Source organism: Mesorhizobium sp. HAY1-8B (assembly GCF_056868045.1).
Window position 1 is genome coordinate 5,512,949 of the sequence record NZ_CP200321.1, and the last position, 21,538, is coordinate 5,534,486.

The following is a 21,538-nucleotide window of genomic DNA, read 5'->3' on the forward strand; positions in this document are numbered from 1 at the left end:
CGTGGGGATCAACGTCCGGCAGTTGCCCGCCGCCGGATAGGCGCGACACCAGGTTCTTTTGACGGGGCGTCAGAGGCCGAAGCCGAGCGCGGCGGCGTCATCGGACTCGGCGCCGGGTTGCGGCACGATGATCGATGCCAGCGGCGCGGCCAACTGCCATCTGAGATGCCCCGCGGATCGCTCGAGGACGGCGGAGCCGCCAAGCGACTGCGGCGCCACCCGCTGCAGGACGACGGTGCCGAACCCCTTGCGTGTGGCCTGGTCGGGCCTGTCGTCGGGACGGGGCGTGGATGTCTCGTTCCAAAGCAGCTGGAACTCACGCTCGCCCGAGGCGCCGGCATCGTGGGTGCCGGGGCCGATCGTCCAGGTGACTTCGACGCGGCCGTCTTCGCTGCCCAGCGCGCCATATTTGGACGAATTCGTGCCGAGCTCATGGAAAGCCATGCCAAGATTCTGCACCGCATTCGACTGCAGCGTCAGGACCGGGCCGGAGAGCAGGATCTGCTCCTCGCGGCCGAAAGGCTTCAAATGCTCCTGGATCAGGTCGAACAGGCTGGCGCCGGCCCACTCCGAGGTGACAAGCAGATCATGCGAACGCGACAGCGCCATGATGCGGGCACGGATCAGCTCCTCGAACTCGCGCGGGTCGCTCGAGCGCTTGCTCGTCTCCCGGACCATCGACAGGATGACCGCGAACTGGTTCTTGACACGATGGTTGACCTCTCGCATCAGCAGCCTGATCTTGCGCTCGCTCTCCTTGGCGGCGGAAATGTCGCGGGCGATCTTGGAGGCGCCGACGATCTCGCCATTGGCGTTCTTGATCGGTGAAACCGTCAGCGAGACAGAAATAAGCGCCCCATCCTTGCGCTTTCGCGTCGTCTCATAGCTCGCCACCCGCTCGCCGGCGCGAACCCGGCTGATAATCTCGATTTCCTCGCTCTTGAGGTGATCGGGAATGAGCATGACGATCGACCGGCCAATCGCTTCCTCGGCGCTGTAGCCGAACATGCGTTCGGCCGCCCGGTTCCAGCTGGTGACGATACTGTTCAAATCCTTGCTGATGATGGCGTCGAAAGAGGAATCGACGATCGCCGCAAGGCGTGCATCCGCGGTCGCGCTCAGTTTTTGGTTGGTTGTCGCCGCCACGATGTCGCTCATTTGCATGAGGTAGCGCGCAAACGGATCAAGGCAATCTCGCCCCGGACAATTCGCACGGTCCGCGAATCACGGCCGAAACGGAATTCACTCCGAAGGCCGATCGGTTACCTTGCCGTCGCTCTCGGGCAGGACGCCGAAGTCTTGCGATTTGACGCCCTGCCCGGCCATCAGGAATCCGTCCGAGGCCAGGCCACGCCGCAACAACTCCCTGACCGCGGCCGAGCGGCTTGGCATGCGCTTCTCGAAGCGCCAGTTTTCCAGGGCCGCCAATTCGTCGGCGGCGAGCATGATTTGCAGCCGTTCGGGGCGTTCCAGTTCAGCCATGTGCGCTTTCCTCGCTCAGGACTAAAAATACGGTGAGTTAGTATGTAACTCATTTATCTTATAACTATGATAGCGCTCATCATGCGTCAAGACCGGCCAGTGAGCACTCCGCGCATCAAGCTCATGATGCGTATCAAGCCCCGGATGCACATTCTTGCAACTATACTAACTAATTGATTTTATTTGGATATTTTGAAAATTTCACTTGCCCGCCCGCCTCTTGGAGCGCATGCTTCAGACTGAACAGAAAACCGTTCCCTTTGGGAGGTTTCGATGCGGTACGACTACTCCACGCGCTTGCGCGACGACGTCCATTCAGCGGTCCAAATGGCATTCAAGACGGCAGGCATCGTCAACATCTCGGCGACGGCCGAGCAGATCAGGGTCAGGAACCTGGCCGAGAATGTCGCCCTCGAGGACATTGAATATCTGGTTCTCCAGGCGGCCCAACTGCTTGGCGCGGCAATCGAATTCGACGCCTTGGGCAGTGGTTTGGCACTGTCTGGAGACGATGTTCTCCATGATGACGAGCCGGCGATCAGCACATCCGTTTTCTCCCCGCCGGCCTCGATCCAATAATGTCGCCCTGACGCGACGCCCTCCAGCCGGAATGCCGCTTGCCGATATCTGATTGAACGCCGCGCGGCTGTCCGGCCCGTGGCCGGGAGAATCCCGGTGCCTCGCGCCTTGGATCACAGTCGGTTGAGAGAGCGCCAAACGCCTTTGGGAATAGAGCGCGCGCTCTATATGGTGCTGCTGAATCTCAACCGGAGCACCGTAGCCATGACCCTCGCCACACGAAAACTCGGCAGCCAGGGGCTGCAGGTCTCGGCCATCGGCCTCGGCTGCATGGGCATGAGCCAGTCCTATGGTCCGGCGGACGAGGCCGAATCCATCGCCACGCTGCACCGGGCCATCGAGCTTGGCTGCACCTTCCTGGATACCGCCGAGGTCTATGGTCCGTACACCAACGAGGCACTGCTCGGCCGGGCGCTGAAGGGCAAGCGCGATCAGGTGACCATCGCCACCAAATTCGGTTTCCGCATCGAAAGCGGCAAGCAGGTTGGGGTCGACAGCCGGCCCGGCCACATCAGGGAAGCCGTGGAAGCCTCGCTCGGCCGGCTCGCCACCGACCATATCGACCTGCTCTACCAGCACCGCGTGGACCCGGCGGTGCCGATTGAGGATGTCGCCGGCGCGGTCGGCAAACTGGTCGACGAGGGCAAGGTTCGCTTCTTCGGCCTGTCGGAGGCAGGCAGCGCCAACATTCGCCGCGCGCATGCCGTGCATCCCGTCTCGGCCGTGCAGAGCGAATATTCGCTCTGGGAGCGCAATCTGGAGCCGCAGATCATCCCGCTGCTCGGTGAACTCGGCATCGGCCTGGTGCCGTTCTCGCCGCTTGGCCGCGGCTTTCTGACCGGCGACGTCAGGCGGGCCGAGGATTATCCCGAAGGCGACTACCGCCGCAACGACCCGCGCTACCAGGGCGCGAACTACGACGCCAATGTCGAGGCGGCCGCCACCGTGCGCGCCATCGCGGCCGCCAGGGGCGCCAAATCAGGCCAGGTCGCACTGGCCTGGTTGCTCGGCAAAGGCTCCGATTTCGGAATCGATATCGTACCGATCCCGGGCACCAAGCGAAGACAATATCTGGAAGAAAACATCGCCGCCGCCTTGCTGAAGCTCGATGCCGCCGAAATGGCAGCACTCGACGAAGCGCTTGCGCCCGGGAAAATCGCCGGCCCCCGCTATAACGAGCGCGGCATGGCGATGGTGGATCGGTAAGGCGACCATAGCCTGATCCGGAAAACCCGAATTCCGTCTCGTCCGAAGGGTCGCGGGATCAAGCAGGGACGTAGGTCAACCTGATCACGTCCCCACCCATCCGATCATGAGCCACAAGGCGCAGCCGCGGCCGGGGTCCGGCGAAATAGGGCTTGCCGCCACCAAGCACGACGGGGTGCAGGTAGATCCGATACTCGTCGATCAGGCCAAGATCCGTGAGGCTCCGCGCCAGGTTCGGGCCGGCCACTTCGACCTCCCCGTCGCGCTCGGCCTTGAGCGCGCGTATGGCGCTCTCCAGATCACCCTGGACAAGCCGCGCGTTAGGGCCGACCGATTTCAAGGTGCGCGAGACGACCCATTTCGGCTGGCGCCGCCACGCCGCCGCGAAGGCGCGTTCATCCGCGTTCCATTCAGCATGATCATCGTCCCAGTAACGCATGATCTCATACATCTGGCGACCGTACACACTGCCCGCCTGCCGCTCCGCCTCCTCGACGAAGTGGCGGAACAGCGCGGGGCCCGGCGCGAATCCCGTATGGTCGACGTAACCGTCCAGCGACTGGTTCATTCCGAAGACAAGCCTGGCCATGCCCACTCCCCTTTCCTTGCGCGTCGTATTCGAGCGAAATCTGATTGCGTTATGCAATCAGATTTAAGCTGTATCGCCTGAGCTTGGCAATTGGTTTTGGCGTGCATGAACGCCTGACGAGCTCAGTTGGCCGTTGCCTTGTCCTGAAGATCGACCACTCCCGGGTGCACGGTCATGGCGACCGCGCGGGGCGACAAGCCAGGCCAGATTGCTCTGATCCGCCGCTCGGCAAGGCAGCGACGTCGACATCGATCCCCGGCAGCGGATTCAAGAGGCTCGAATTTTTTTGCGCAGGGGTCTTGAAGCTGTTTTCGACGCTGCCCAAATCGTCCGCCGTCGAGGCTGTATGGCTCGACGACGGGCGCTGCCGCTGGGCGGCGCACCTTGTACCCATGTTGCTTCAAGGAGAATGTGGCTATGAGAACCTTTGACTCGCTTTATCGAACCACCGTCGGATTCGATCGTCTTTTCGACATGCTCGAAAACAGCGCCAGGACCGACTGGCCACCTTACAATATCGAGAAGACGGGTGAAAACGACTACCGTATCGCCATGGCTATCGCCGGCTTCAGTTCCGAGGAGGTGGAGTTGACGCAGAATGGCCCGGAACTTGTGGTTGTCGGCCAGAAATCCACCGACACGGAGGGGCGTCAAGTGCTGCACCAGGGCCTTGCCTTGCGCAACTTCAGACACGTGTTCAAGCTGGCCGACCACATGAAGGTGGTGGCTGCGTCCCTTGAGAATGGCTTGCTCAGCGTCGAGATCGTGCGGGAAATCCCCGAGGAGCTGAAGCCTCGCCGCATCAACATCGGCTCGGGCGACGCTGTAGCGGTCAGCAAGCAGATCGTCCAGGATGTCGAAAAACCGCGCAAGGTTGCCTGACGCCGATCTTTCAACACGAACACTGCGGTCGCCTCCCGGCTTCGGTCGGGAGGCCTCGATTGCGGAGATTGGAGATGAATCAGCAGACTGAAACATTCCGCGCGGCGACCCGGCGCACCGGACGTTTCGAGGGTCTTTTTTGTCTTCTCGACAGTCCGAGCGATGTGCTCAAGCATCCACGCATGGCCTTGGACGAAAAGCGCGCCTTGCTCGCATCATGGGCGTCTGATGCGCATGCCGTCGAAAATCGCCCCACCCTACGCAAACTGGACAATGGCAAGATCGTCCCCGTCGACGATATCTTGCGATGCCTGAAGGCGCTGGATCAAGTCGGCCCCGCCGGCAAGGGTCTTTCGCGTCGGGCAATGCCGTGGACCGTGGCGTTCGATCGCCGCGCCCGGCGCATCAATGGATCGCCGCGCAGACGGCGCTTTACTGGCAGGGACGACGATGATGATCCGCCGCCTTGCCCGGCTGCCGTCGCGCCGCGCGTACCGGGTGGGGGGCAAGGTGGCGCGTATGTGATGGCCAATCACCAGCCGGCCTATGCCTGACTGAGCGCTTGTTGGCGAAAGGCACATGGCAACCCGCTGCGCCGGTTCGCAGCGGGTTCGCAAAGGCTGGCCTTCCGCCCTGCTTTTGAAGATGACCCGGCAAACGCCGCCCATTTCCTGAAGTGCCCGGCGTGCTGGGCTGCAATGCACGGCTGTGTGTCTTCATCATCGTCCAGCATCTCCATCAGGACCGTCCCCAGTCTTTGCAATCCGGTTTTGGTAGAGGCGCTTGCCGTCCATTGAAGCTCGAACATTCGGTTAAGCGTTGTCTGAATGGTCGCCTGCAGTCCGGCCGCTCATGGGCATCCGCGTGCGACCGGCCGCGTCTGTGTCGTTGACTCAGGACATGCCAAAAGCGTAAGTCGCGGTGCGCGTCTCACGTCCAAGGCGCAGCGCTTCACCCATAAAGGTATCAAAAATGGACGACAAATATGCCAACGCGCGCGAGCACTTTTTCGCGGCGATCAGGACGCTAGCAGCCTCTGCCGACAGTGTTCAAGCGCGCCTGATCGACGCAAATACGAACATTCTGGACGTTACGATCGACGAGTTCGATGGTGACCCGGAACTCAAGTTCAAGTTTGCAAAAATACTGGATCTGCTTGCTGTCGATCAAGACGATATGGAAACGGTCGCTGTCGAGACCGCCGCACACATGACGGATTTCGAGGCCGTCAAGGTCGCGGACCTGATTTGTGATTTCTACTATGAGCTGACGTAATCTGGCGTGACGGGCGGAGCGATTCCGCTTCGTCCGCGGCCAGTTCAACGATTGGCACGCCCAATCTGATGGCAGCGCTCGACGCGATACATGCATGCGCCCGTTTCGCTTTCACATGACGGCATGAGACGCATTGCGGCCCGCAGGCTTCGGGGTCAAAATCTGTCTGCCGCTTCTGGCCTCCGGGACTGACCGTCTGTCGTCATATCGCGTTCCTATGTGAGACAGAGTTAAATTGCATAGCCAGCGGCCCACAATGTGATAGGGTGTGTCATGTTTTTCGGCCGGACGTATTCCGGTCGACGTTCCTGCCGAGTGATGGCTCGCTTCGCGCGCTTTCGGCCCTTGAGGGCCACTTTCATGGCATCCATTTCAGCATCCACATCCCATCTAGAAGCGGCGAGTACGCTTGCAGTCGTCGTTTCATCGAACGAGCCGCTTCTGTTCCTGACCGATGATCTCAGGATCATTGTTGTCAGTGCCTCGTTTTGCCGGACCTTTCAGGTCGATCCCGCAACGATATCGGGGAAATTGCTTTCGGAGATCGGCGCCGGCGAATGGAACATGCCGAAGCTGAACTCATTGCTCAAGGCGACCGCCGCCGGCAGCGCCAGGATCGAGGCCTACGAGATCGACCTGAAGCGGGCCGGCCAGAAGACCCGCCAGTTGGTCGTGAACGCGCGCGTGCTCGAAGACGGCGATCCCGATCGAATTCGCCTTCTGGTGGCCGTGGCCGACGTCACCGATGCGCGCGCGGACGCCCGGCAAAAGGACGATCTCATTCGCGACAAGGCGATCCTGATGCAGGAAGTGCAGCACCGGGTCGCCAACAGCTTGCAGATCATCGCCAGCGTGCTGATGCAGAGCGCGCGCAGGGTCCAGTCAGAAGAGGCTCGCGGCCATCTGCGTGACGCCCACAACAGGGTGATGTCGATCGCGGCCGTGCAGCGGCACCTTGCCCAGTCCGGCGTGGAAAACGTTTCGCTTCGGACCTATTTTACGCAGTTAAGTGAAAGCCTTGGCGCGTCGATGATCTCCGACAGGGACCGGCTTTCAATCGTCGTTTCCGTGGACGACAGCGTCGTAAAGTCGGACATTTCGATCAGCTTGGGGCTGATAGTCACCGAACTGGTGATCAACGCACTGAAGCATGCGTTTCCGCAGGAGCGGTCCGGCAAGATCTCGGTCGACTACCGTTCGCACGGGCAGGATTGGACCTTGTCAATTCGCGATGACGGGATCGGTATGGGCGACAGTGCCTCAAAGGCTGGGCTTGGCACCGGCATCGTCGAGGCGCTTGCCAGGAACTTGCAAAGCGACATCAGCGTGACCGACGCAAATCCCGGAACGCTCGTGTCGGTTACCCACCTCGCCGACGCCATCGACAACGTGCCGGCGGCAGCATAGCCAGATGACCCCAGCAAAATCCGCTGACGCGGGGCAACCATCGCCCAATGCGAAACTTGGTCCCGCGCAGGCCGGAGACATCACGGCAAACCGCAAGGCTTTCATTCTGATCGTCGAAGACAACGCCATCATCAGGATGGGAGCGGTCGACCTCGTCGTCCATGCCGGTTACGGGGCGCTCGAGGCCAGCAATGCGGAGGAGGCAATTCGGCTGCTCGAGGCACGAACGGACATCGTGCTGGTGTTCACCGACGTTGGCATGCCCGGCACCATGGACGGCATCAAATTGGCCCACCACATCCGAAATCGATGGCCGCCGGTCAAGCTGATCGTCGCTTCCGGCAGGTCGATTATCGAACAGAGCCGGCTGCCTGAAGGAAGTCACTTTTTTCCCAAGCCCTACAACGACGGCACGATTGTCGAACAGATGCGCCGGATGCTGTCGCCGATCGAAACGCGTCAGAAGCCTTGAGCGCGGACCGTCTGGCCCACTCTTTAAAGACTTAAGGCTGGCCTCACATCCAGTTGAATTATTAGATGGAACTAAATCGGGCTCGAAGCCGTAGTATGAGCCTACCGAGACCGTGGCGTGGACCGCCGAGGGAGCATCCAGATGAGCAACGGCGCGGTTCTGGTCGTGGACGATGAGCAACTCATCCTGCTTGATGTCGAGTCGGCCTTGGAAGAAGCCGGCTTTGAAGTCGTGGCGGCTCACAATGCGGTTCAAGCCATCGCGGCCTTTGACGCCGAGCCGGGCAAGTTCAAGGGCCTCGTCACCGACATACGCCTGGGGGCGGGCAAATCCGGCTGGGATGTTGCAAGGCATCTGCGCCACGCCAACCCGACAATTCCCGTGATCTACATGAGTGGCGACAGTGCCATCCACTGGGGCGCCGAGGGCGTTCCGGAAAGCGTCATGATCACCAAGCCCTTCTTCCTGCCTCAGATCATCACGGCTTTATCGACGCTGCTGAACCAACAGCATCCCGATCACACCTGACGCCCCCGCTTGTGCTTGATCACGCTGCGCTCCACCCCCTTTGGGAAGCGACCTCGAACCCGACGACGCACTATCGCCGACAACGAAACGCCCCTATCGGGATAGCTATTCCTGGCGCATCAAAGCGGACATGTCAGTCCGCCAGGACGTGAATTCGTCCGAGTGTAACCGAAGCTAGGCTCAGGCTCGAACCAGCGCGCTCGCAGCCATTGGATTTTGCCTTAACTCACCACCGCCGCCACCTTCCTTGGCGGTGCCCTTTGCCGTCTCGCGCGCCGTTTGGCGACCAGCTTCAGCGCCACCGGCGGCTCCTTCGACAGCGCGCCCGTCACCGCGCCGACCATGCCATGCGCGACGAAATCCGCGCTGATGTCCTGGGCCAGCCTGGCGGCCGCTTCGTCGTTGCCGGTCTCCGACCAGAACACGATGACCACCCGAAGTGCTGCCTTCGCCCGCTTCAGCCGGCGAACCAGGAAGCGGGCGTGCTTGACGGAATCGCGGTTGAGGAAGCCGACCACGACCGTATCGATGGCTTCGAGTTCGAGGCGGCGGATGCTTTGAAATGCGCGGCGAAGCCCCTCGCAGCGCTCCGGCTATGCATCGCGTGCGGCGGGAGGACGCTTCGTCTGGGCAAAGATCATCTCGAACAGCGCCCCGCCCCCGGGCGCGCTGCGGTAGCGAAGATGTCCGCCATGCGCCTCCACGATCGCGCGCACCACCGACAGGCCGAGCCCGTTGCCGCCCAGTTCCCGCGAGCGTATCGGGTCGCCCCGGATGAATGGTTCAAGGACGCGCGTCGCCATCTCCGGCGAGAGCCCCGGTCCGTCGTCGGCGACGCCCAGCCGAATTGCGCCGTCGTCCTGCGCGAGGCAGATCGTTATAGTGCCCCGAACCGCATAGCGACGCGCGTTGGTGACGAGAGCCAGCAGGGCCTGGCGAATGCGTGTCGGATCCGCCTCCACGGTCAAATCGGCCAGGTCGAGTTTCAGGTGGTAGCCGCTGGCACGCAGGTCTTGTTCCATCAACTCGGCCATCTGCTCGATTTCCCACGCAAGGCGGATCGGCTCGATGCGCAGATCCAGATGGCCGCTGTCGGCAAGCGTCACCGTCCGCAGGTCCTCGACCAGCCGCGCCAAGCCGTCCACCTGCAGGATCAGCCCCTGAAGCGAGCGCTCGTCCGGCTCGAAAACGCCGTCGATGATGCCCTGCAGGCGTCCCTTCAGGATGGTCAGCGGGGTGCGTAGCTCGTGCGCGATCGTGGCGTTCCACAGGGCCATGTCGGCGGCCATGTCCTGCAGGCGTTGCGCCATCGTGTTGAAATCGTCGATCAAGGCTGCTGTCTCGCCGAGGGCACGGTCGCCGGCCGATGCGCGCGCGGTGAGGTCGCCGGCCGTGATCCGCCGTGCACTCAGGGCAAGCGACTCCAGGGGCTCGAGGATCCGGCGTGCGAGACGCAGGGAAATCAGGGCCGCGATCGGCAGGGTGACGAGGATCAGCACGCCCACGATCACGAAATCGAGCGAGGTAAGCCCGCCGTCCTGTTCCGGCATCGGATAAAGGGCGACGATGGCCGTGTAGGCGAAATAGGTTCCGAAGAAGACCAGCAGCCCGGCCGTTACGGTGATGGCCGACATGGCGATGAGGATCTGCCGGCTCAATCCGGTGCGCGAACCCATCGCGTCAGGCCGACAGCCGGTAGCCTATGCCGCGCACGCCCGGCAGCAGGCCGATGGCTCCAGCCTGTTCGAGCTTCCTGCGCAGCTTGCTGACATGGCTGTCCACCGTGCGGTCAAGCGCGTCGGAGCCCGGCAGGCACGCGTCCACCAGCTCGCTTCTCGTGAAGACCTTGGCAGGATTGCGCGCCATGTGGGCGAGGAGGCGGAACTCGGTCAGCGTCAGCGCAAGCCGTGTCGCCTCGTCGCCGGCGCCGAAGCTTGCCTGGTAGGCATCGAGGTCGATGGCGAGATCGGCGACCCGCAGGATGCCCGCCGCGGTCGCGAGGCCCGAGCGACGCAGGACGGCCTTGGCCCGGGCGACGACCTCGATCGGGTTGAAGGGCTTGACCACATAGTCGTCCGCCCCGATGCGCAGGCCCTGCAGCCGGTCGATGTCCTTGTCGAGCGCGGTGATCATGATGGCGGGGGTGTTTCCCCGGCGCCGCAGTTCCGCCAAGACCTCCCATCCGTCGAGCCGGGGCATCGTGACGTCGAGAAGGACGAGGTCCGGCTTCAGCGCGAGGTGCAGGTCGAGAGCCGTGCGGCCATCACGAGCCTGCACCGTCCGAAACCCCTCCCGCACGAGGTAGGCGTCGAGGATCGCGGCGATCTCGTCATCGTCTTCAGCTATCAGAACGAGGGCTGTCATGGCGTTCTCCTTGGACAAGGAATGCCATCCGGCGCGGCCTGCGTCGAGCGCTCCAGGCCCGTCTCCATCAAATCGCAACATAACGTCCACACGGCAGCAACCCGGCGGATGGATAGAGGCGACGTCGCCCCCAGCGACGGAACCGCTTTCACGGATGACCGCACGATGCGCCTTCGCCCACTCCTGACGTCTGCTGCCTTCGCCAGTATGGCGCTGTTTCTCGCTGCCTGCACGGATAGTGCAGGAGGCCCAACGTCCGATGCCAAGAGGCAGCCGGAGGCAATCGCCGCCCCCGTCCGCATTTCTGTGCTGAAGGTGCAGCCGCACCGAGTGGTTGTCTACGACGAACTGCCCGGCCGCGTATCGGCACTGCGAACAGCCGAGATACGTCCGCAAGTCAACGGCATCGTGCAGAAGGTGATCTTCACCGAAGGAGCGGAGGTTTCGGCGAACCAGCCCCTCTTCCAGATCGATCCCGCGCCTTTCGCCGCCGATGTCGACGCCGCTTCCGCTGTGCTGGCGCGGGCAGAGGCCGATCTCGTCAATGCGACGGTCAAGCATGAACGGGTCGAGGCGCTGGCAATGGCGCGGACCGCGAGCGCCGCGGCCCTCGGCGATGCGAAGGCTGCATTGGCACAGGCACGTGCGAGTGTCGCCGAAGCCAAGGCGAACCTGGTCCGCCGCGAACTCGAACTGTCGCATGCGACCATCCGAAGCCCTATCGCCGGGCGCATCGGTCAGGCTCTCACCACCGAAGGCGGCCTCGCTTCCGTCGGCGCCGCGACGGCCCTCGCCGTCGTCCAGCAGATCGACAGCGTCTATCTCGATGTCCGTCAGCCCTCGATGCGTCGGGAGCAATTGGAAGAGGAAGCCGAAAGCGGTCGCGGCGAGGATGCCGCCGCCCTTCCGGTCGACATTCTGACGATCACCGGAAAGCCCTACGCGTACCAGGGCAAGGTCCTCTACTCCGACAGCACCGTGGATCCCGGCACCGGCAGCATCGCCATGCGCGTGGAGGTGCCCAACCCATACAGGCAATTGCTGCCGGGCATGTATCTGCGCGCCAGGGTACCCAGCGCCATCTATCCCGATGCCTTGACCGTGCCGCAGGAGGCCGTACGCCGCGATGCTTCGGGGCGGGCCCAACTCACGGTTATCGCGAACGGCAAGACCGCCACCAGCCACGACGTCGAGCTGGGAGCGCTGGTCGACCGTCAATACGTCATCCTGTCCGGCCTGAAGGCCGGCGAGACCGTGGTCGTGCAGGGCCAGGATCGGACTGAAGGGGGCCAACCGCTGGAGCTCGTCCCCTACCAGCCTGCGTCGCCCAAGAACGACGTCTGAGGAGAACTGTGCGATGCCCAATTTCTTCATTGATCGGCCGGTCTTTGCCTGGGTCATCGCGATCTTCATCGCGCTGGCCGGTCTCGTCTCGATCCCACAGCTTCCGGTCTCGCGCTTCCCCGTCATCGCGCCGCCGAGCGTCAGCATCAACGCTACCTACACCGGCGCCAGCCCACAGACGATCAACGACAGCATCACCGCACCGATCGAGCGCGAGCTGACGGCTGTGAAGAACGTCCTTTATATCGAATCGTCGTCCGACTCGGCCGGCAACGCCAGCGTAACCGTCACCTTCAAGCCCGGCACCGATCCGGAGCTCGCCCAGATCGATGTCCAGAACAGGCTGAAGGCCGTCGAGCAGCGCCTGCCCGAGCCCGTCCGGCGCTCAGGCCTTTCCGTGGAGGGCGTCACGTCGGGATTCCTGATGATCGTCTCCCTGCGCTCCGAAGGCGGCAAGGCCGATTCCCTGGCGCTGGAGGACTATCTGGTACGCGGGCTCACCCCGGAGCTCAAGCGCGTGCCGGGCGTCGGCCGCGTCCAGTCATTCGGCTCCGAGGCGGCCATGCGCGTCTGGATCGATCCGGCCCGGCTCGTTTCCTATTCGGTCTCGATGGCCGAGATCACACAAGCCATTCAGGCCCAAAACGTGCAGGTGGCGCCCGGCCGCCTCGGTGAGGCGCCCACCATTCCCGGCCAGATGATCAGCGTTCCGCTCGGCCTCGACGGACAATTGAAGACTCCCGAGGAGTTCGCCGCCATCGTCCTGCGTTCCAATCCGGACGGTTCGAAGCTGACGCTCGGCGACGTGGCCAAGGTCGAGATCGGCGCACAGACAATGGGTTTTTCGATCTTCGACGGAGGAAAGCCGGCTACCGCCGCGGCCATCCAGCTAGCGCCCGGCGCCAACGCCGTCTCGACCTCGGAAGGTGTCAAGGCACGCCTTGCCGAGCTCGCGCCGTCGATGCCGAAGGGCGTCACCTATGCCGTTTCCTACGACACGGCACCCTTCGTGAAGTTGTCGATCTCGAAGGTCGTGCGGACGCTCGCCGAGGCCATGGTGCTGGTGTTCCTGATCATGCTCCTCTTCCTCCAGAGCATCCGCTACACGCTGATCCCGGCCATCGTCGCGCCGATCGCGCTGCTCGGCACCTTCGCGGTGATGTGGGCAATCGGCTACTCGATCAACGCGCTGACGATGTTCGGCATGGTGCTGGCGATCGGCATCATCGTCGACGACGCGATCGTGGTGGTGGAAAACGTCGAACGGCTGATGGCGACCGAGGGCCTGTCACCGCGCGAGGCGACCCGCCGCGCCATGCGCGAGATTACGGGCGCGGTCGTCGGCATCACGCTGGTTCTGACGGCGGTGTTCCTGCCCATGGGCCTCGCCGGCGGGTCGGTCGGCGCAATCTACCGCCAGTTCACGGTCTCGCTCGCGGTCTCGATCCTGTTCTCCGCGTTCCTGGCCCTCAGCCTGACGCCCGCGCTCTGCGCCACGATCCTGAAGCCGGTGCCGTCTCATCACGAGCGCAAGGGCTTCTTTGCCTGGTTCAACCGCGGCTTCGAAAGGCTGACGGGACGGTACACGTCATGGGTCGGCTGGCTCGTGAGGCGGACCGGTCGCGTCATGCTGGTCTACAGCGTTCTCATCGGCGCGCTGGCGCTGGGCTATGGCACGCTGCCGACCGCCTTCGTGCCGGACGAGGACCAGGGGACATTCATGGCCTCGTTCACGCTGCCTGCCGACGCCACCTCCGAACGCACCCAGGCACTGGTCGAACGCTTCGACCGCCACGCCGCGACGCGCCCCGACATCGCCAACAACCTGTCCATCATGGGCTTCGGCTTTTCCGGCTCCGGCTCGAACGCGGCGATGGCGTTCACGACGTTGCGCGACTGGGATGCGCGCAGCGGCAGCACCGATGCGGAGATCGCGGCGGCCGAACGGGCGATGCGGGAGGCGACGGAAGGCGAGGTCATCATCATGAAGCCGCCAGCCATCGAGGAACTTGGCACGACCTCGGGCGTCTCGCTTCGCCTCGTCGACCGCGTCGGGCGCGACGCGGGGGCGCTGCGGGATGCGTCGGAGACGCTGGTCGCACTCGCCGGTCAAAGCAAGCTCCTGCGCAATGTGCGCGTGGACGGCCTGCCCAACGGGCCCAGCGTGAACTTGCGCATCGACCGCCAGAAGGCCGGCGCGCTCGGGGTCTCCTTCTCGGTCATCAGCGATGTGCTCGCTTCCACCATGGGCTCGACCTATGTCAACGACTTTCCGCGTGCCGGAAGTCTCCAGCAGGTCATCGTGCAGGCGCAGGCCAGGGACCGCATGCAGGTCGAGGACGTCCTGAAGCTCCAGGTGCGCAACGACAAGGGCGGCATGGTTCCCCTGTCCGAAGTGGTGACGCCGCAATGGTCCGTCGGCCCGCTGCAGCTCAACCGCTACAACGGTTACCCCTCGCTCAGCATCTCGGGAGATGCCGCGCCCGGTGTGTCGAGCGGCAATGCGATGAACGAGATCGAGCGGATCGCCGCGCGGCTTCCCGCCGGCTTCGCCGTGGAATGGACAGGCCAGTCCTTCCAGGAACGCCAGTCGGGCGCGCAGGCGCCGCTTCTGGTGGCGTTCTCCGTCGTCGTCGTGTTCCTGGTGCTGGCCGCCCTCTACGAGAGTTGGGCCATTCCGCTCTCGGTCATGCTGGTCGTGCCGCTCGGGATCCTGGGCGCGGTCGTCGCGGTGCATCTGCGTGGCTTCGAGAACGACGTGTTCTTCAAGGTCGGCTTGATCACGCTGATCGGCCTGTCGGCCAAGAACGCCGTGCTGATCGTGGAGTTCGCCCGCAAGCTGCGCGACGAGGGGCGGAGCCTGCGCGAGGCGGCCGTCGAAGCGGCGCGGTTGCGGCTGCGCCCCATCGTCATGACATCGCTGGCCTTCACGCTCGGCATCGTGCCCCTGGTCGTCGCCAAGGGTCCGAGTTCCGAAACGCAGAACGCTTTGGGCACCGGCCTCTTCGGCGGCATGATCTCGGCCACCGTGCTTGCCGTGATCTTCGTGCCCGTGTTCTTCGTCCTCGTCATGCGATTGCCGGGCCGCAAGGCGCCGGCCGAAGGCGGAGCCGGCGCGGCTCCGGTCAAGGCATGAGTATCCGGGCTCGATCGGCCGAACGCGAGCGCCGCTTCTTCCCTCAATCTGGAGACTTCCGATGACAGCCTCGCCGAACCAAAGCCGTATTACGCTCGACATCGCCACAGAAGCCGATCTGCCCCGCTTCCGCTGGGATCTCGGGGAAGCCTTCGCGATCGCCGCCATCGAGGCGTTCGGGTCTACCGAAGACGGATCGGTTCCATCCGACGCAGACGTGACCGCCTCGTTCGAGGCGCCGAACGCCGAGGTGCACCGCATCCTGGAGGACGGGCGATGGGTCGGCGGCGCCGTCGTGTCCATCGACATCGAGACGCAGCACAATTCGCTCGACTTCTTCTTCGTGCGCGCAGGCGAGATCGGCCGGGGAATCGGCCGCAAGGCGTGGACCGCGATCGAGAACCGCTATCCCGCCACCAAGGTATGGACGACCCACACGCCGTATTTCGAGAAGCGCAACATCCACTTCTACATCAACGTCTGTGGCTTCAGCATCGTGGAGTACTACAACGCACGCCACCCGGGCCCGGAACATTCCGCCGGACCGGACTTGCCGGAGGACGGCGGGATGTTCCGCTTCGAGAAGCGCATGTGATCCGACGAAATCGAATCGAGCCAGCCGCCTCAGCGGAACCGGAAATCCAGGGCACCCACGGTTACGTCCGCTTTCCGGATAGCGATCGAACTGATCGAAAGACTGACATGCGGCGCAAAGCCGTCATGAGCACCTTCCCGGGAGAGCCCACTCAGACTCAAACTCCCTCGCTGTAACCGGCTTTCGTCTCTAAGCCGTCGCCGCGGCAGCCACCTTTCTTGGGGCAGCGCGCGGCCGGCGCCGTTTGGCGACGAGCTTCAACGCAATTGGCGGCTCCTTCGACAGCGCGCCCGTCACCGCGCCGACCATGCCATGCGCGACGAAATCCGCGCTGATGTCCTGGGCCAGCCTGGCGGCCGCTTCCTTGTCGTCGTTGCCGGTCTCCGACCAGAACACGATGCCCACCCGAAGTGCTGCCTTCGCCCGCTTCAGCCGGCGAACCAGGAAGCGGGCGTGCTTGACGGAATCGCGGTTGAGGAAGCCGACCACGACCGTATCGATGGCTTCAAGTTCGAGGCGGCGGATGCTGGCGGGTTCCATGTCGGCAAAGCCCGCCTTCGACGCGGCCGCGCCCTGGACTTCCAGCACCTGCGCCAGCATCGCGGCGGCGGCATCGTCGAGCTCGCCTCGCCCGCCGGCGCAAAGCACCGATAGGCCGGTGCCGTCTGGCAGGTCGGCCGCGTCCTCATCGGCCGCGTCGCCGGGCTCGCCCGTCTCCTCGGCCTGCGCATCCTCCTCGCCCGCTTCCTCTTTCGCGTCGTCTTCCAGATTGGCCACCAGCGTCAGGGCACTGGCCGCCACTTGACGTCTTTGCAGGTCACCCATGACGCCGCGCACACGGTCCCGCTCGCCCAGCAGAAGAGCCGGAATGGCGACCTTGTCGTAGAACTCGACCAGATATTTTTCTTCCAGCATCTCCTCGGCATGATCGGTGGCTTCGTCCGGATCGCCGGCCAGAAGCCGCTGGTAGAGCCGCGCATGAGGTTCCAGCACGGGCTCGTTGCCGAACAGCACGTCGAGGAATTCGAACTGCGGCACGTGCCTGCCCAGAACCACCAGGCAGACGGTGAGCGGCGTCGACAGGACCAGTCCGAGCGGCCCCCAGAGCCACGTCCAGAAGATGGCCGCAACGATGATCGCCAGCGGTGACAGCCCCGTTCGCGAACCGTAAAGCCAGGGTTCGACGACGTTGCCGGTGACCAGTTCCATCACCACGAACAGGGCGGCCGTCCACAGGACGAGCGACCAGCCGGGTGCCACGGCCAGCGCCAGGAGCAGCGGCAGCAGCATGCCTATGGCCGGACCGATATAGGGAACGAAACGCAGCGCGAGTGCGAGCAGGCCCCACAGCAGCGCATTTGGAATGCCGAGGATCCACAGCCCGATCGCGATCGGTATGGCGTAGACGATGTTGACGACCAATTGCATGAGCAGGTAGCGGCCCACCCGCTTGCCGGCATCCTGAAGCGCCTCGGTGGTGCGGTGGAGGTCGCCATAGCCGACAAGCCGGATGAAACGGTCGCGCAAATCCTCCCGCTCGAGCAGCATGAAGATGACGACGACAATGATCAGCCCGGCCGATCCGAGCGGGCTGATCAGCGGACCGACGATGTTCTGCAGGACTTCGAGCGGCCTTTCGCGCGCGACGATTTCGACGGGCACCGGCTCGCGCGGCGGCTTGTCGGGCGTGGCGGCCGGCAGCGTGGCGTCCTGCCTGTCGATCTCCTGGCCGACACGCTCGACCACGCCGCTCAATCTCGAAATGATCCCTCCCCCGACCCCGGTTTCCTTGAGGGAGCGGATCTTGGCCAGGATGTTGGTCTGATAGACAGGGATGTTCTGCGCCAGTTCGCTGACCTGCGTGGCGACGACGAAGCTGAACAGGGCAAGTGCCGCGAAAGCGGCCAGCACACTGGCGATGACAGCGGCGATCCGGGGAATGCCGATCCGCTTGAGCGCCGAAACCAAGGGCGCGAGCGCGAAGGTCAGCAGCAGTGCAATGGCGATCGGCAGGAAAACCTCGCGCCCGAAATAGAGTGCGGCCACCGTCGTGACGGTGGTCGCCACATTGGGCAACGAGGTTCGCGGGTGGGGCGCGGCGGCCGCAAGAATGTCGTCCAGCGCTTGAGGCGCCATTCCATTCGGACGATTGTTCGCCACCTCGTACCTCTCCCCTGCCAATGGCCATGGTCTGATATATTGAGCCGGCGTGCAACCTTGGCCGGCGGCAATGCGCTGCTTCCAAACGAACGCCGGTCCGAATGGCTCCACACGCCTGACATTTTGTGCACACCGCAATAAATGAGTGACCACTCACTCAAACGGGTTGGACATGGCACGCCCCCTCGGCGAAGAAAAACGTCAGGCAATCCTGGCCTCGGCCACCGAACTGGTGGCGACGCTTGGAACCGGCGCGGCCACGGCCAGGATCGCCAGGGAGGCCGGCCTCTCGGAAGGCACGCTCTTCAACGACTTCGCCAGCAAGGATGAGTTGCTCAACCAGCTCTACTCGAGATCAAGACCGACCTCGGCAACGCCTTGCTGACTTCATATCCGTCGCAGCGCTCGGGCGATATCGCCAACATCTCCTCGGTCGGCGGGCGGATGGCCACGCCGGCCTCAGCGCCTACCAGGCAGCAAAGTGGCGGTGGGCGGCCCAACCGAAGTGCTGGCGTCGGAACTCGCCCCCTTCGGCGTCAAGGTCATCTCGGTCGAACCGGGCGCCCGTCCGTTCAGCCTTCCCTGGCAAACAGCGCAATGCCGGCAGTGCCGGCGACCTTCAGGACTTTCCCCAGTTCGAGCGTCGGCTTGCCGTTCTCCAACTCCGACAGGAAGCGCCGGCCGACCCCAGCGAGATCGGCGAACTGCTGCTGGGAGAAATCTCGCCGCTTGCGGGCCGCGCGAACCAGCCGGCCGAGATCCGCCGGCGACGTTATGGTGTTGCCCTGCAAGGCCGATTGCGCCAAGGCGCCCCCGTCATCGTCGCGGACCGACGGAAGCCGCCGCGGCAGCGATGCGCGGACGGACCCGGAGGCATCGCGGGGGTTCTCAAGGCTCCCATCATGCTTATTCGAAACGCCGCCAGCCGGGACGGCCGGCGCCAGCGACCCGAATAAATCCCCCTGCTCGGCGGGCGCGGATCGTACGGCGCGGCGCGCAATTTCGACAGCGCTTTCAGGCGACGGTGTGGTCTCGGTCATGATTCTGCTCCCGAGCGGGAGCATATGCCTTGCCGGGATGAAATCAAAGCCATTTTGCTACCGTACGGGATCACAAATCATGATACCGTACAGGATCATCTGTACATACAGCAAATGCCGTCGGCTTCCAGCCGGAAGCAAGCGCGATGGGGGCTTGCTCCCGAACGGTATCAGTCGATCACCGCGCCGCATACCTTGCCAGCGCGTGCTCGATGAGCACGTCGATAACCTTGCTGTAGCCGATGCCTATCGCCGCCAGCGCCTTGGCGTACATCGAAATGTCGGTGAAGCCCGGCAGCGTGTTGACCTCGTTGACCAGCAGCGAACCGTCGGCGCGCAGGAAGAAGTCGACGCGCGCCATGGCCTCGCAGCCAAGCGCCCGGAAAGCCTGCGCGGCCATCTCCTTCGCCCTGTCGGCAACCGCGGCCGGCACATTGGCGGGCACCTGGACCACCGCGCCGTCGGCGTCGAGATACTTGGCCTCATAGGTGTAGAAGCCATGCTTGCCGGCCGGAATGATCTCGCCGGGCAGCGACACCGTGAGTGAGCCGTCGGCCCGCTCCAGCACCGAACATTCGATTTCGCGGCCTTCGACGAACTCCTCGATCAGCACCTTGCCGTCATAGCGGAAGGCCGTTTCGATGGCCTGCTCGAAGCCATCCCTGTCATTCACCTTGCTCACGCCGAAGGACGAGCCCTGGCGCGCCGGCTTGGCGAAGAAGGGCAGCCCAAGCGCGCCGGCAATTTCCTGGAACGAACCTTTGTCGTTGCGATGCACGGTCACGGAGCGGGCAACGCCAAGCCCCGCCTCGCGCATCAGCCGCTTGGCGACGTCCTTGTCCATGGCGACGGCGGAGGCCAGGATGCCGCAGCCGACATAGGCGACATCGGCGACCTCGGCATAGCCCTGCACCGAGCCGTCCTCGCCGAACGGCCCGTGCAGCACGGGAAAGACGACATCGACCGGCGGCAGGTCGTGCTGCGCGCCACCGTGCGGCACGGCCACCAGCCTTCCCTTGCCGCCTGGCAACAGGGCGACCTCGATACCGTCCTCGGATACCGCGGCCCCTGCCCCGTCGCCGCCAGCCTCGGACAACGTTTGCAGCAGCCATCTGCCGTCCCTGGTAATGGCGATCGGGACCACTTCATAGCGCGTCCGGTCGATCGCCTTCAGCACATTGGCCGCCGACAGGCGCGACACTTCATGCTCGGCCGAGCGCCCGCCATAGAGGATGGCAACTCTTGTCTTCCCGGTCATTGAAACCCCTCAAAAAATCAAATGGCGACGGCAATGCCGCGATTGGCAAAGAAACGGTCGAAATCATATGGCGCCAACATTGCGTTCTCTTGTGTGGCGCTGGTATGGCCGGATGGGTTGTGAAAGCGAAAACCATCGTCCGATGCCGCTGTCACCAGCACCAGATGGCCGCCCTTCGAGGGCGGCTCGCGCTCGGGCCAGCGGATCGAGCTGCTGACCGAAGCGATGAAGAAGCGCGACTGCCTGAGGATCGCCGGGATGTCCGATGTCGCGACATTGGTCATCACCTGCGCCTCCAGGCCGAATTCCGCCTTCACGAAGGTCACGAAAGGCGCGTAGATCAGGCCCTTGATCGAGCCTTCCTTGACGACATAGCCGCCATATCCAGTGCACCGCCTGGCCAGCTCGATCGTCGGCACGATCTCACCCCGCGTCGCCAGGATCATTTTCAGGCACGCCATGCCGCAGATGTTGTCGGCCCAGACCGCGTATTCTTCGAGGGTGTCCGCGCCTGATCCTCGCCACAGCGGATCCCGCCGCAACGCGGCCTGGGCGCCATCGGCGAGCACGGCCAGCGTCATGTCAGGCGTTTCCCACTGGCTGAAAAACGGCACGGCTTCAGGCAACGGGCTCATGCGAATCCTCGGGGCGGCTCATTCCAATCTCGTATACGAGGATACGAGACCAAATAAAAGCCGACGCTTGGAGACTGTTTCGAATTCGCTCTTGCCGCCAGGGAGGAATGTCCAGACAGTCTCTCAGAAGGTGATCTTCACCGAAGCGGTACTGCGCGTGTGCGGACCATGATGGACGGCCTCGATGTTGTTGCCGTCCGGATCGAGCAGGAAGGCGGCGTAGTACCCGGGATGATAGGGCCGCTCGCCTGGCGCGCCATTGTCCTTGCCGCCGGCCGCCAACCCGGCCTTGTAAAAGGCGTCGACCATCGCGTGGTCCTTTGCCTGGAAGGCCAGATGATGACGGCCGGTGAGCTGTCCCAGCGCGGCGCGGCTGTCGGCACTGGAGACGAACAGCTCGTCGCACCAGAAATAATCCGTTGCCGTCCCGCCGATCGGCACGTCGAGCGCTTGCAGGATCGCCTCGTAGAAACGCCGGCTGGCGGCGAGATCCCTTACCACCAGCTGGATATGGTCGATGAGCCGGCCGCGATGCAATTCCTGGGTTTCCATGCAAATCCTCCTTGCAAGGCTCCGAATGTAGATT

Annotated in this window: 24 protein-coding genes; 13 read left to right on the forward strand and 11 right to left on the reverse strand. The window is 63.7% G+C overall.

Annotated features, from left to right (window positions below; genetic code table 11):
- Positions 1 to 69: 69 nt before the first annotated feature.
- Both AC1VON_RS26440 and AC1VON_RS26445 read right to left on the reverse strand, forming a co-directional pair.
- The gene (locus AC1VON_RS26440) at positions 70 to 1,164 is read right to left on the reverse strand and encodes a sensor histidine kinase (protein WP_483125382.1); all 1,095 of its coding nucleotides are present in this window, start codon (positions 1,162 to 1,164) and stop codon (positions 70 to 72) included.
- A gap of 78 nt (positions 1,165 to 1,242) precedes the next feature.
- The gene (locus AC1VON_RS26445) at positions 1,243 to 1,482 is read right to left on the reverse strand and encodes a hypothetical protein (protein WP_172349631.1); all 240 of its coding nucleotides are present in this window, start codon (positions 1,480 to 1,482) and stop codon (positions 1,243 to 1,245) included.
- Positions 1,483 to 1,755: 273 nt separating this feature from the next.
- Between AC1VON_RS26445 and AC1VON_RS26450 the strand changes: the two genes are divergently transcribed.
- Together AC1VON_RS26450 and AC1VON_RS26455 are read left to right on the forward strand one after the other, a co-directional pair.
- Positions 1,756 to 2,061, forward strand: coding sequence for a hypothetical protein (locus AC1VON_RS26450; RefSeq protein ID WP_172349630.1), 306 nt, complete (start codon positions 1,756 to 1,758; stop codon positions 2,059 to 2,061).
- Positions 2,062 to 2,265: 204 nt separating this feature from the next.
- Positions 2,266 to 3,267: an aldo/keto reductase gene (locus tag AC1VON_RS26455; RefSeq protein WP_483125383.1), complete on the forward strand. Its 1,002-nt coding sequence runs from the start codon at positions 2,266 to 2,268 to the stop codon at positions 3,265 to 3,267.
- A gap of 58 nt (positions 3,268 to 3,325) precedes the next feature.
- Here the strand turns inward: AC1VON_RS26455 and AC1VON_RS26460 are convergent, their stop codons facing one another.
- Complete coding sequence (locus AC1VON_RS26460; protein ID WP_483125384.1) at positions 3,326 to 3,856, reverse strand: dihydrofolate reductase family protein; 531 nt, start codon at positions 3,854 to 3,856, stop codon at positions 3,326 to 3,328.
- A 44-nt stretch (positions 3,857 to 3,900) separates the two neighbouring features.
- Here AC1VON_RS26460 and AC1VON_RS26465 point away from each other — a divergent pair, with 44 nt between their 5' ends.
- The 7 genes from AC1VON_RS26465 to AC1VON_RS26495 all read left to right on the forward strand — a co-directional run bounded on the left by AC1VON_RS26465 (position 3,901) and on the right by AC1VON_RS26495 (position 8,420).
- Positions 3,901 to 4,287, forward strand: a complete 387-nt coding sequence (locus AC1VON_RS26465) for a hypothetical protein (RefSeq protein ID WP_483125385.1) — start codon at positions 3,901 to 3,903, stop codon at positions 4,285 to 4,287.
- Positions 4,274 to 4,738, forward strand: coding sequence for an Hsp20 family protein (locus tag AC1VON_RS26470; RefSeq protein ID WP_172349627.1), 465 nt, complete (start codon positions 4,274 to 4,276; stop codon positions 4,736 to 4,738). Before AC1VON_RS26465 ends, AC1VON_RS26470 begins: the two co-directional genes overlap by 14 nt.
- Positions 4,739 to 4,812: 74 nt before the next feature.
- On the forward strand, positions 4,813 to 5,292 hold the full coding sequence (locus AC1VON_RS26475; RefSeq protein WP_483125386.1) for a hypothetical protein: 480 nt from the start codon (positions 4,813 to 4,815) through the stop codon (positions 5,290 to 5,292).
- A gap of 418 nt (positions 5,293 to 5,710) precedes the next feature.
- Positions 5,711 to 6,013 carry a hypothetical protein gene (locus AC1VON_RS26480; protein ID WP_483125387.1) on the forward strand — a complete coding sequence of 101 codons (303 nt, stop codon included), beginning with the start codon at positions 5,711 to 5,713 and terminating at the stop codon, positions 6,011 to 6,013.
- A 360-nt stretch (positions 6,014 to 6,373) separates the two neighbouring features.
- Positions 6,374 to 7,420, forward strand: coding sequence for a sensor histidine kinase (locus AC1VON_RS26485; protein WP_483125388.1), 1,047 nt, complete (start codon positions 6,374 to 6,376; stop codon positions 7,418 to 7,420).
- A gap of 79 nt (positions 7,421 to 7,499) precedes the next feature.
- On the forward strand, positions 7,500 to 7,892 hold the full coding sequence (locus tag AC1VON_RS26490; RefSeq protein ID WP_172352932.1) for a response regulator: 393 nt from the start codon (positions 7,500 to 7,502) through the stop codon (positions 7,890 to 7,892).
- Between the two features lie 141 nt (positions 7,893 to 8,033).
- Positions 8,034 to 8,420 (forward strand): response regulator, encoded by a 387-nt coding sequence (locus tag AC1VON_RS26495; protein ID WP_172349624.1) that lies wholly within the window; start codon positions 8,034 to 8,036, stop codon positions 8,418 to 8,420.
- Between the two features lie 221 nt (positions 8,421 to 8,641).
- Here the strand turns inward: AC1VON_RS26495 and AC1VON_RS26500 are convergent, their stop codons facing one another.
- The 3 genes from AC1VON_RS26500 to AC1VON_RS26510 all read right to left on the reverse strand — a co-directional run bounded on the left by AC1VON_RS26500 (position 8,642) and on the right by AC1VON_RS26510 (position 10,784).
- Positions 8,642 to 8,938, reverse strand: a complete 297-nt coding sequence (locus AC1VON_RS26500) for a hypothetical protein (RefSeq protein WP_483125389.1) — start codon at positions 8,936 to 8,938, stop codon at positions 8,642 to 8,644.
- A 75-nt stretch (positions 8,939 to 9,013) separates the two neighbouring features.
- Complete coding sequence (locus tag AC1VON_RS26505) at positions 9,014 to 10,096, reverse strand: ATP-binding protein (RefSeq protein WP_483125390.1); 1,083 nt, start codon at positions 10,094 to 10,096, stop codon at positions 9,014 to 9,016.
- 4 nt (positions 10,097 to 10,100) lie between these two features.
- Positions 10,101 to 10,784, reverse strand: a complete 684-nt coding sequence (locus AC1VON_RS26510) for a response regulator (RefSeq protein ID WP_483125391.1) — start codon at positions 10,782 to 10,784, stop codon at positions 10,101 to 10,103.
- A gap of 21 nt (positions 10,785 to 10,805) precedes the next feature.
- Here AC1VON_RS26510 and AC1VON_RS26515 point away from each other — a divergent pair, with 21 nt between their 5' ends.
- The 3 genes from AC1VON_RS26515 to AC1VON_RS26525 all read left to right on the forward strand — a co-directional run bounded on the left by AC1VON_RS26515 (position 10,806) and on the right by AC1VON_RS26525 (position 15,859).
- A complete protein-coding gene (locus AC1VON_RS26515; RefSeq protein WP_483125392.1) occupies positions 10,806 to 12,128 on the forward strand; it encodes an efflux RND transporter periplasmic adaptor subunit in 1,323 nt (440 codons plus the stop codon).
- Between the two features lie 13 nt (positions 12,129 to 12,141).
- Positions 12,142 to 15,264 (forward strand): multidrug efflux RND transporter permease subunit, encoded by a 3,123-nt coding sequence (locus AC1VON_RS26520; RefSeq protein WP_483125393.1) that lies wholly within the window; start codon positions 12,142 to 12,144, stop codon positions 15,262 to 15,264.
- Positions 15,265 to 15,325: 61 nt separating this feature from the next.
- Positions 15,326 to 15,859 (forward strand): GNAT family N-acetyltransferase, encoded by a 534-nt coding sequence (locus tag AC1VON_RS26525; protein WP_483125394.1) that lies wholly within the window; start codon positions 15,326 to 15,328, stop codon positions 15,857 to 15,859.
- A gap of 189 nt (positions 15,860 to 16,048) precedes the next feature.
- On the opposite strand, the gene AC1VON_RS26530 is transcribed toward AC1VON_RS26525, so the two are convergent.
- Positions 16,049 to 18,019 (reverse strand): AI-2E family transporter, encoded by a 1,971-nt coding sequence (locus AC1VON_RS26530; protein WP_483125395.1) that lies wholly within the window; start codon positions 18,017 to 18,019, stop codon positions 16,049 to 16,051.
- Positions 18,020 to 18,191: 172 nt separating this feature from the next.
- Between AC1VON_RS26530 and AC1VON_RS26535 the strand changes: the two genes are divergently transcribed.
- On the forward strand, positions 18,192 to 18,404 hold the full coding sequence (locus AC1VON_RS26535) for a TetR/AcrR family transcriptional regulator (protein ID WP_483125396.1): 213 nt from the start codon (positions 18,192 to 18,194) through the stop codon (positions 18,402 to 18,404).
- Positions 18,405 to 18,591: 187 nt separating this feature from the next.
- Here AC1VON_RS26535 and AC1VON_RS26540 read toward each other — a convergent pair whose 3' ends face one another.
- The 4 genes from AC1VON_RS26540 to AC1VON_RS26555 form a co-directional block, all read right to left on the reverse strand.
- Entirely contained in the window at positions 18,592 to 19,059 is a 468-nt protein-coding gene (locus AC1VON_RS26540) for a helix-turn-helix transcriptional regulator (RefSeq protein ID WP_483125397.1), read from the reverse strand.
- Positions 19,060 to 19,237: 178 nt separating this feature from the next.
- Positions 19,238 to 20,317, reverse strand: a complete 1,080-nt coding sequence (locus AC1VON_RS26545) for a D-alanine--D-alanine ligase family protein (RefSeq protein ID WP_483125398.1) — start codon at positions 20,315 to 20,317, stop codon at positions 19,238 to 19,240.
- Positions 20,318 to 20,334: 17 nt separating this feature from the next.
- A complete protein-coding gene (locus AC1VON_RS26550) occupies positions 20,335 to 20,952 on the reverse strand; it encodes a C39 family peptidase (protein ID WP_483125399.1) in 618 nt (205 codons plus the stop codon).
- 123 nt (positions 20,953 to 21,075) lie between these two features.
- Positions 21,076 to 21,504 (reverse strand): VOC family protein, encoded by a 429-nt coding sequence (locus tag AC1VON_RS26555; RefSeq protein WP_172349615.1) that lies wholly within the window; start codon positions 21,502 to 21,504, stop codon positions 21,076 to 21,078.
- Positions 21,505 to 21,538 lie beyond the last annotated feature (34 nt).

Bases quoted from the DNA above. Each gene is read 5' to 3' on its own strand.
- AC1VON_RS26460 (WP_483125384.1), bottom strand. From the start codon at position 3,856: ATGGCCAGGCTTGTCTTCGGAATGAACCAGTCGCTGGACGGTTACGTC.
- AC1VON_RS26440 (WP_483125382.1), bottom strand. From the start codon at position 1,164: ATGCAAATGAGCGACATCGTGGCGGCGACAACCAACCAAAAACTGAGC.
- AC1VON_RS26535 (WP_483125396.1), top strand. From the start codon at position 18,192: ATGGCACGCCCCCTCGGCGAAGAAAAACGTCAGGCAATCCTGGCCTCG.
- AC1VON_RS26555 (WP_172349615.1), bottom strand. From the start codon at position 21,504: ATGGAAACCCAGGAATTGCATCGCGGCCGGCTCATCGACCATATCCAG.
- AC1VON_RS26485 (WP_483125388.1), top strand. From the start codon at position 6,374: ATGGCATCCATTTCAGCATCCACATCCCATCTAGAAGCGGCGAGTACG.
- AC1VON_RS26445 (WP_172349631.1), bottom strand. From the start codon at position 1,482: ATGGCTGAACTGGAACGCCCCGAACGGCTGCAAATCATGCTCGCCGCC.
- AC1VON_RS26475 (WP_483125386.1), top strand. From the start codon at position 4,813: ATGAATCAGCAGACTGAAACATTCCGCGCGGCGACCCGGCGCACCGGA.
- AC1VON_RS26540 (WP_483125397.1), bottom strand. From the start codon at position 19,059: ATGACCGAGACCACACCGTCGCCTGAAAGCGCTGTCGAAATTGCGCGC.
- AC1VON_RS26515 (WP_483125392.1), top strand. From the start codon at position 10,806: ATGCCATCCGGCGCGGCCTGCGTCGAGCGCTCCAGGCCCGTCTCCATC.
- AC1VON_RS26455 (WP_483125383.1), top strand. From the start codon at position 2,266: ATGACCCTCGCCACACGAAAACTCGGCAGCCAGGGGCTGCAGGTCTCG.
- AC1VON_RS26470 (WP_172349627.1), top strand. From the start codon at position 4,274: ATGAGAACCTTTGACTCGCTTTATCGAACCACCGTCGGATTCGATCGT.
- AC1VON_RS26545 (WP_483125398.1), bottom strand. From the start codon at position 20,317: ATGACCGGGAAGACAAGAGTTGCCATCCTCTATGGCGGGCGCTCGGCC.
- AC1VON_RS26505 (WP_483125390.1), bottom strand. From the start codon at position 10,096: ATGGGTTCGCGCACCGGATTGAGCCGGCAGATCCTCATCGCCATGTCG.
- AC1VON_RS26550 (WP_483125399.1), bottom strand. From the start codon at position 20,952: ATGAGCCCGTTGCCTGAAGCCGTGCCGTTTTTCAGCCAGTGGGAAACG.
- AC1VON_RS26480 (WP_483125387.1), top strand. From the start codon at position 5,711: ATGGACGACAAATATGCCAACGCGCGCGAGCACTTTTTCGCGGCGATC.
- AC1VON_RS26450 (WP_172349630.1), top strand. From the start codon at position 1,756: ATGCGGTACGACTACTCCACGCGCTTGCGCGACGACGTCCATTCAGCG.
- AC1VON_RS26510 (WP_483125391.1), bottom strand. From the start codon at position 10,784: ATGACAGCCCTCGTTCTGATAGCTGAAGACGATGACGAGATCGCCGCG.
- AC1VON_RS26525 (WP_483125394.1), top strand. From the start codon at position 15,326: ATGACAGCCTCGCCGAACCAAAGCCGTATTACGCTCGACATCGCCACA.
- AC1VON_RS26495 (WP_172349624.1), top strand. From the start codon at position 8,034: ATGAGCAACGGCGCGGTTCTGGTCGTGGACGATGAGCAACTCATCCTG.
- AC1VON_RS26520 (WP_483125393.1), top strand. From the start codon at position 12,142: ATGCCCAATTTCTTCATTGATCGGCCGGTCTTTGCCTGGGTCATCGCG.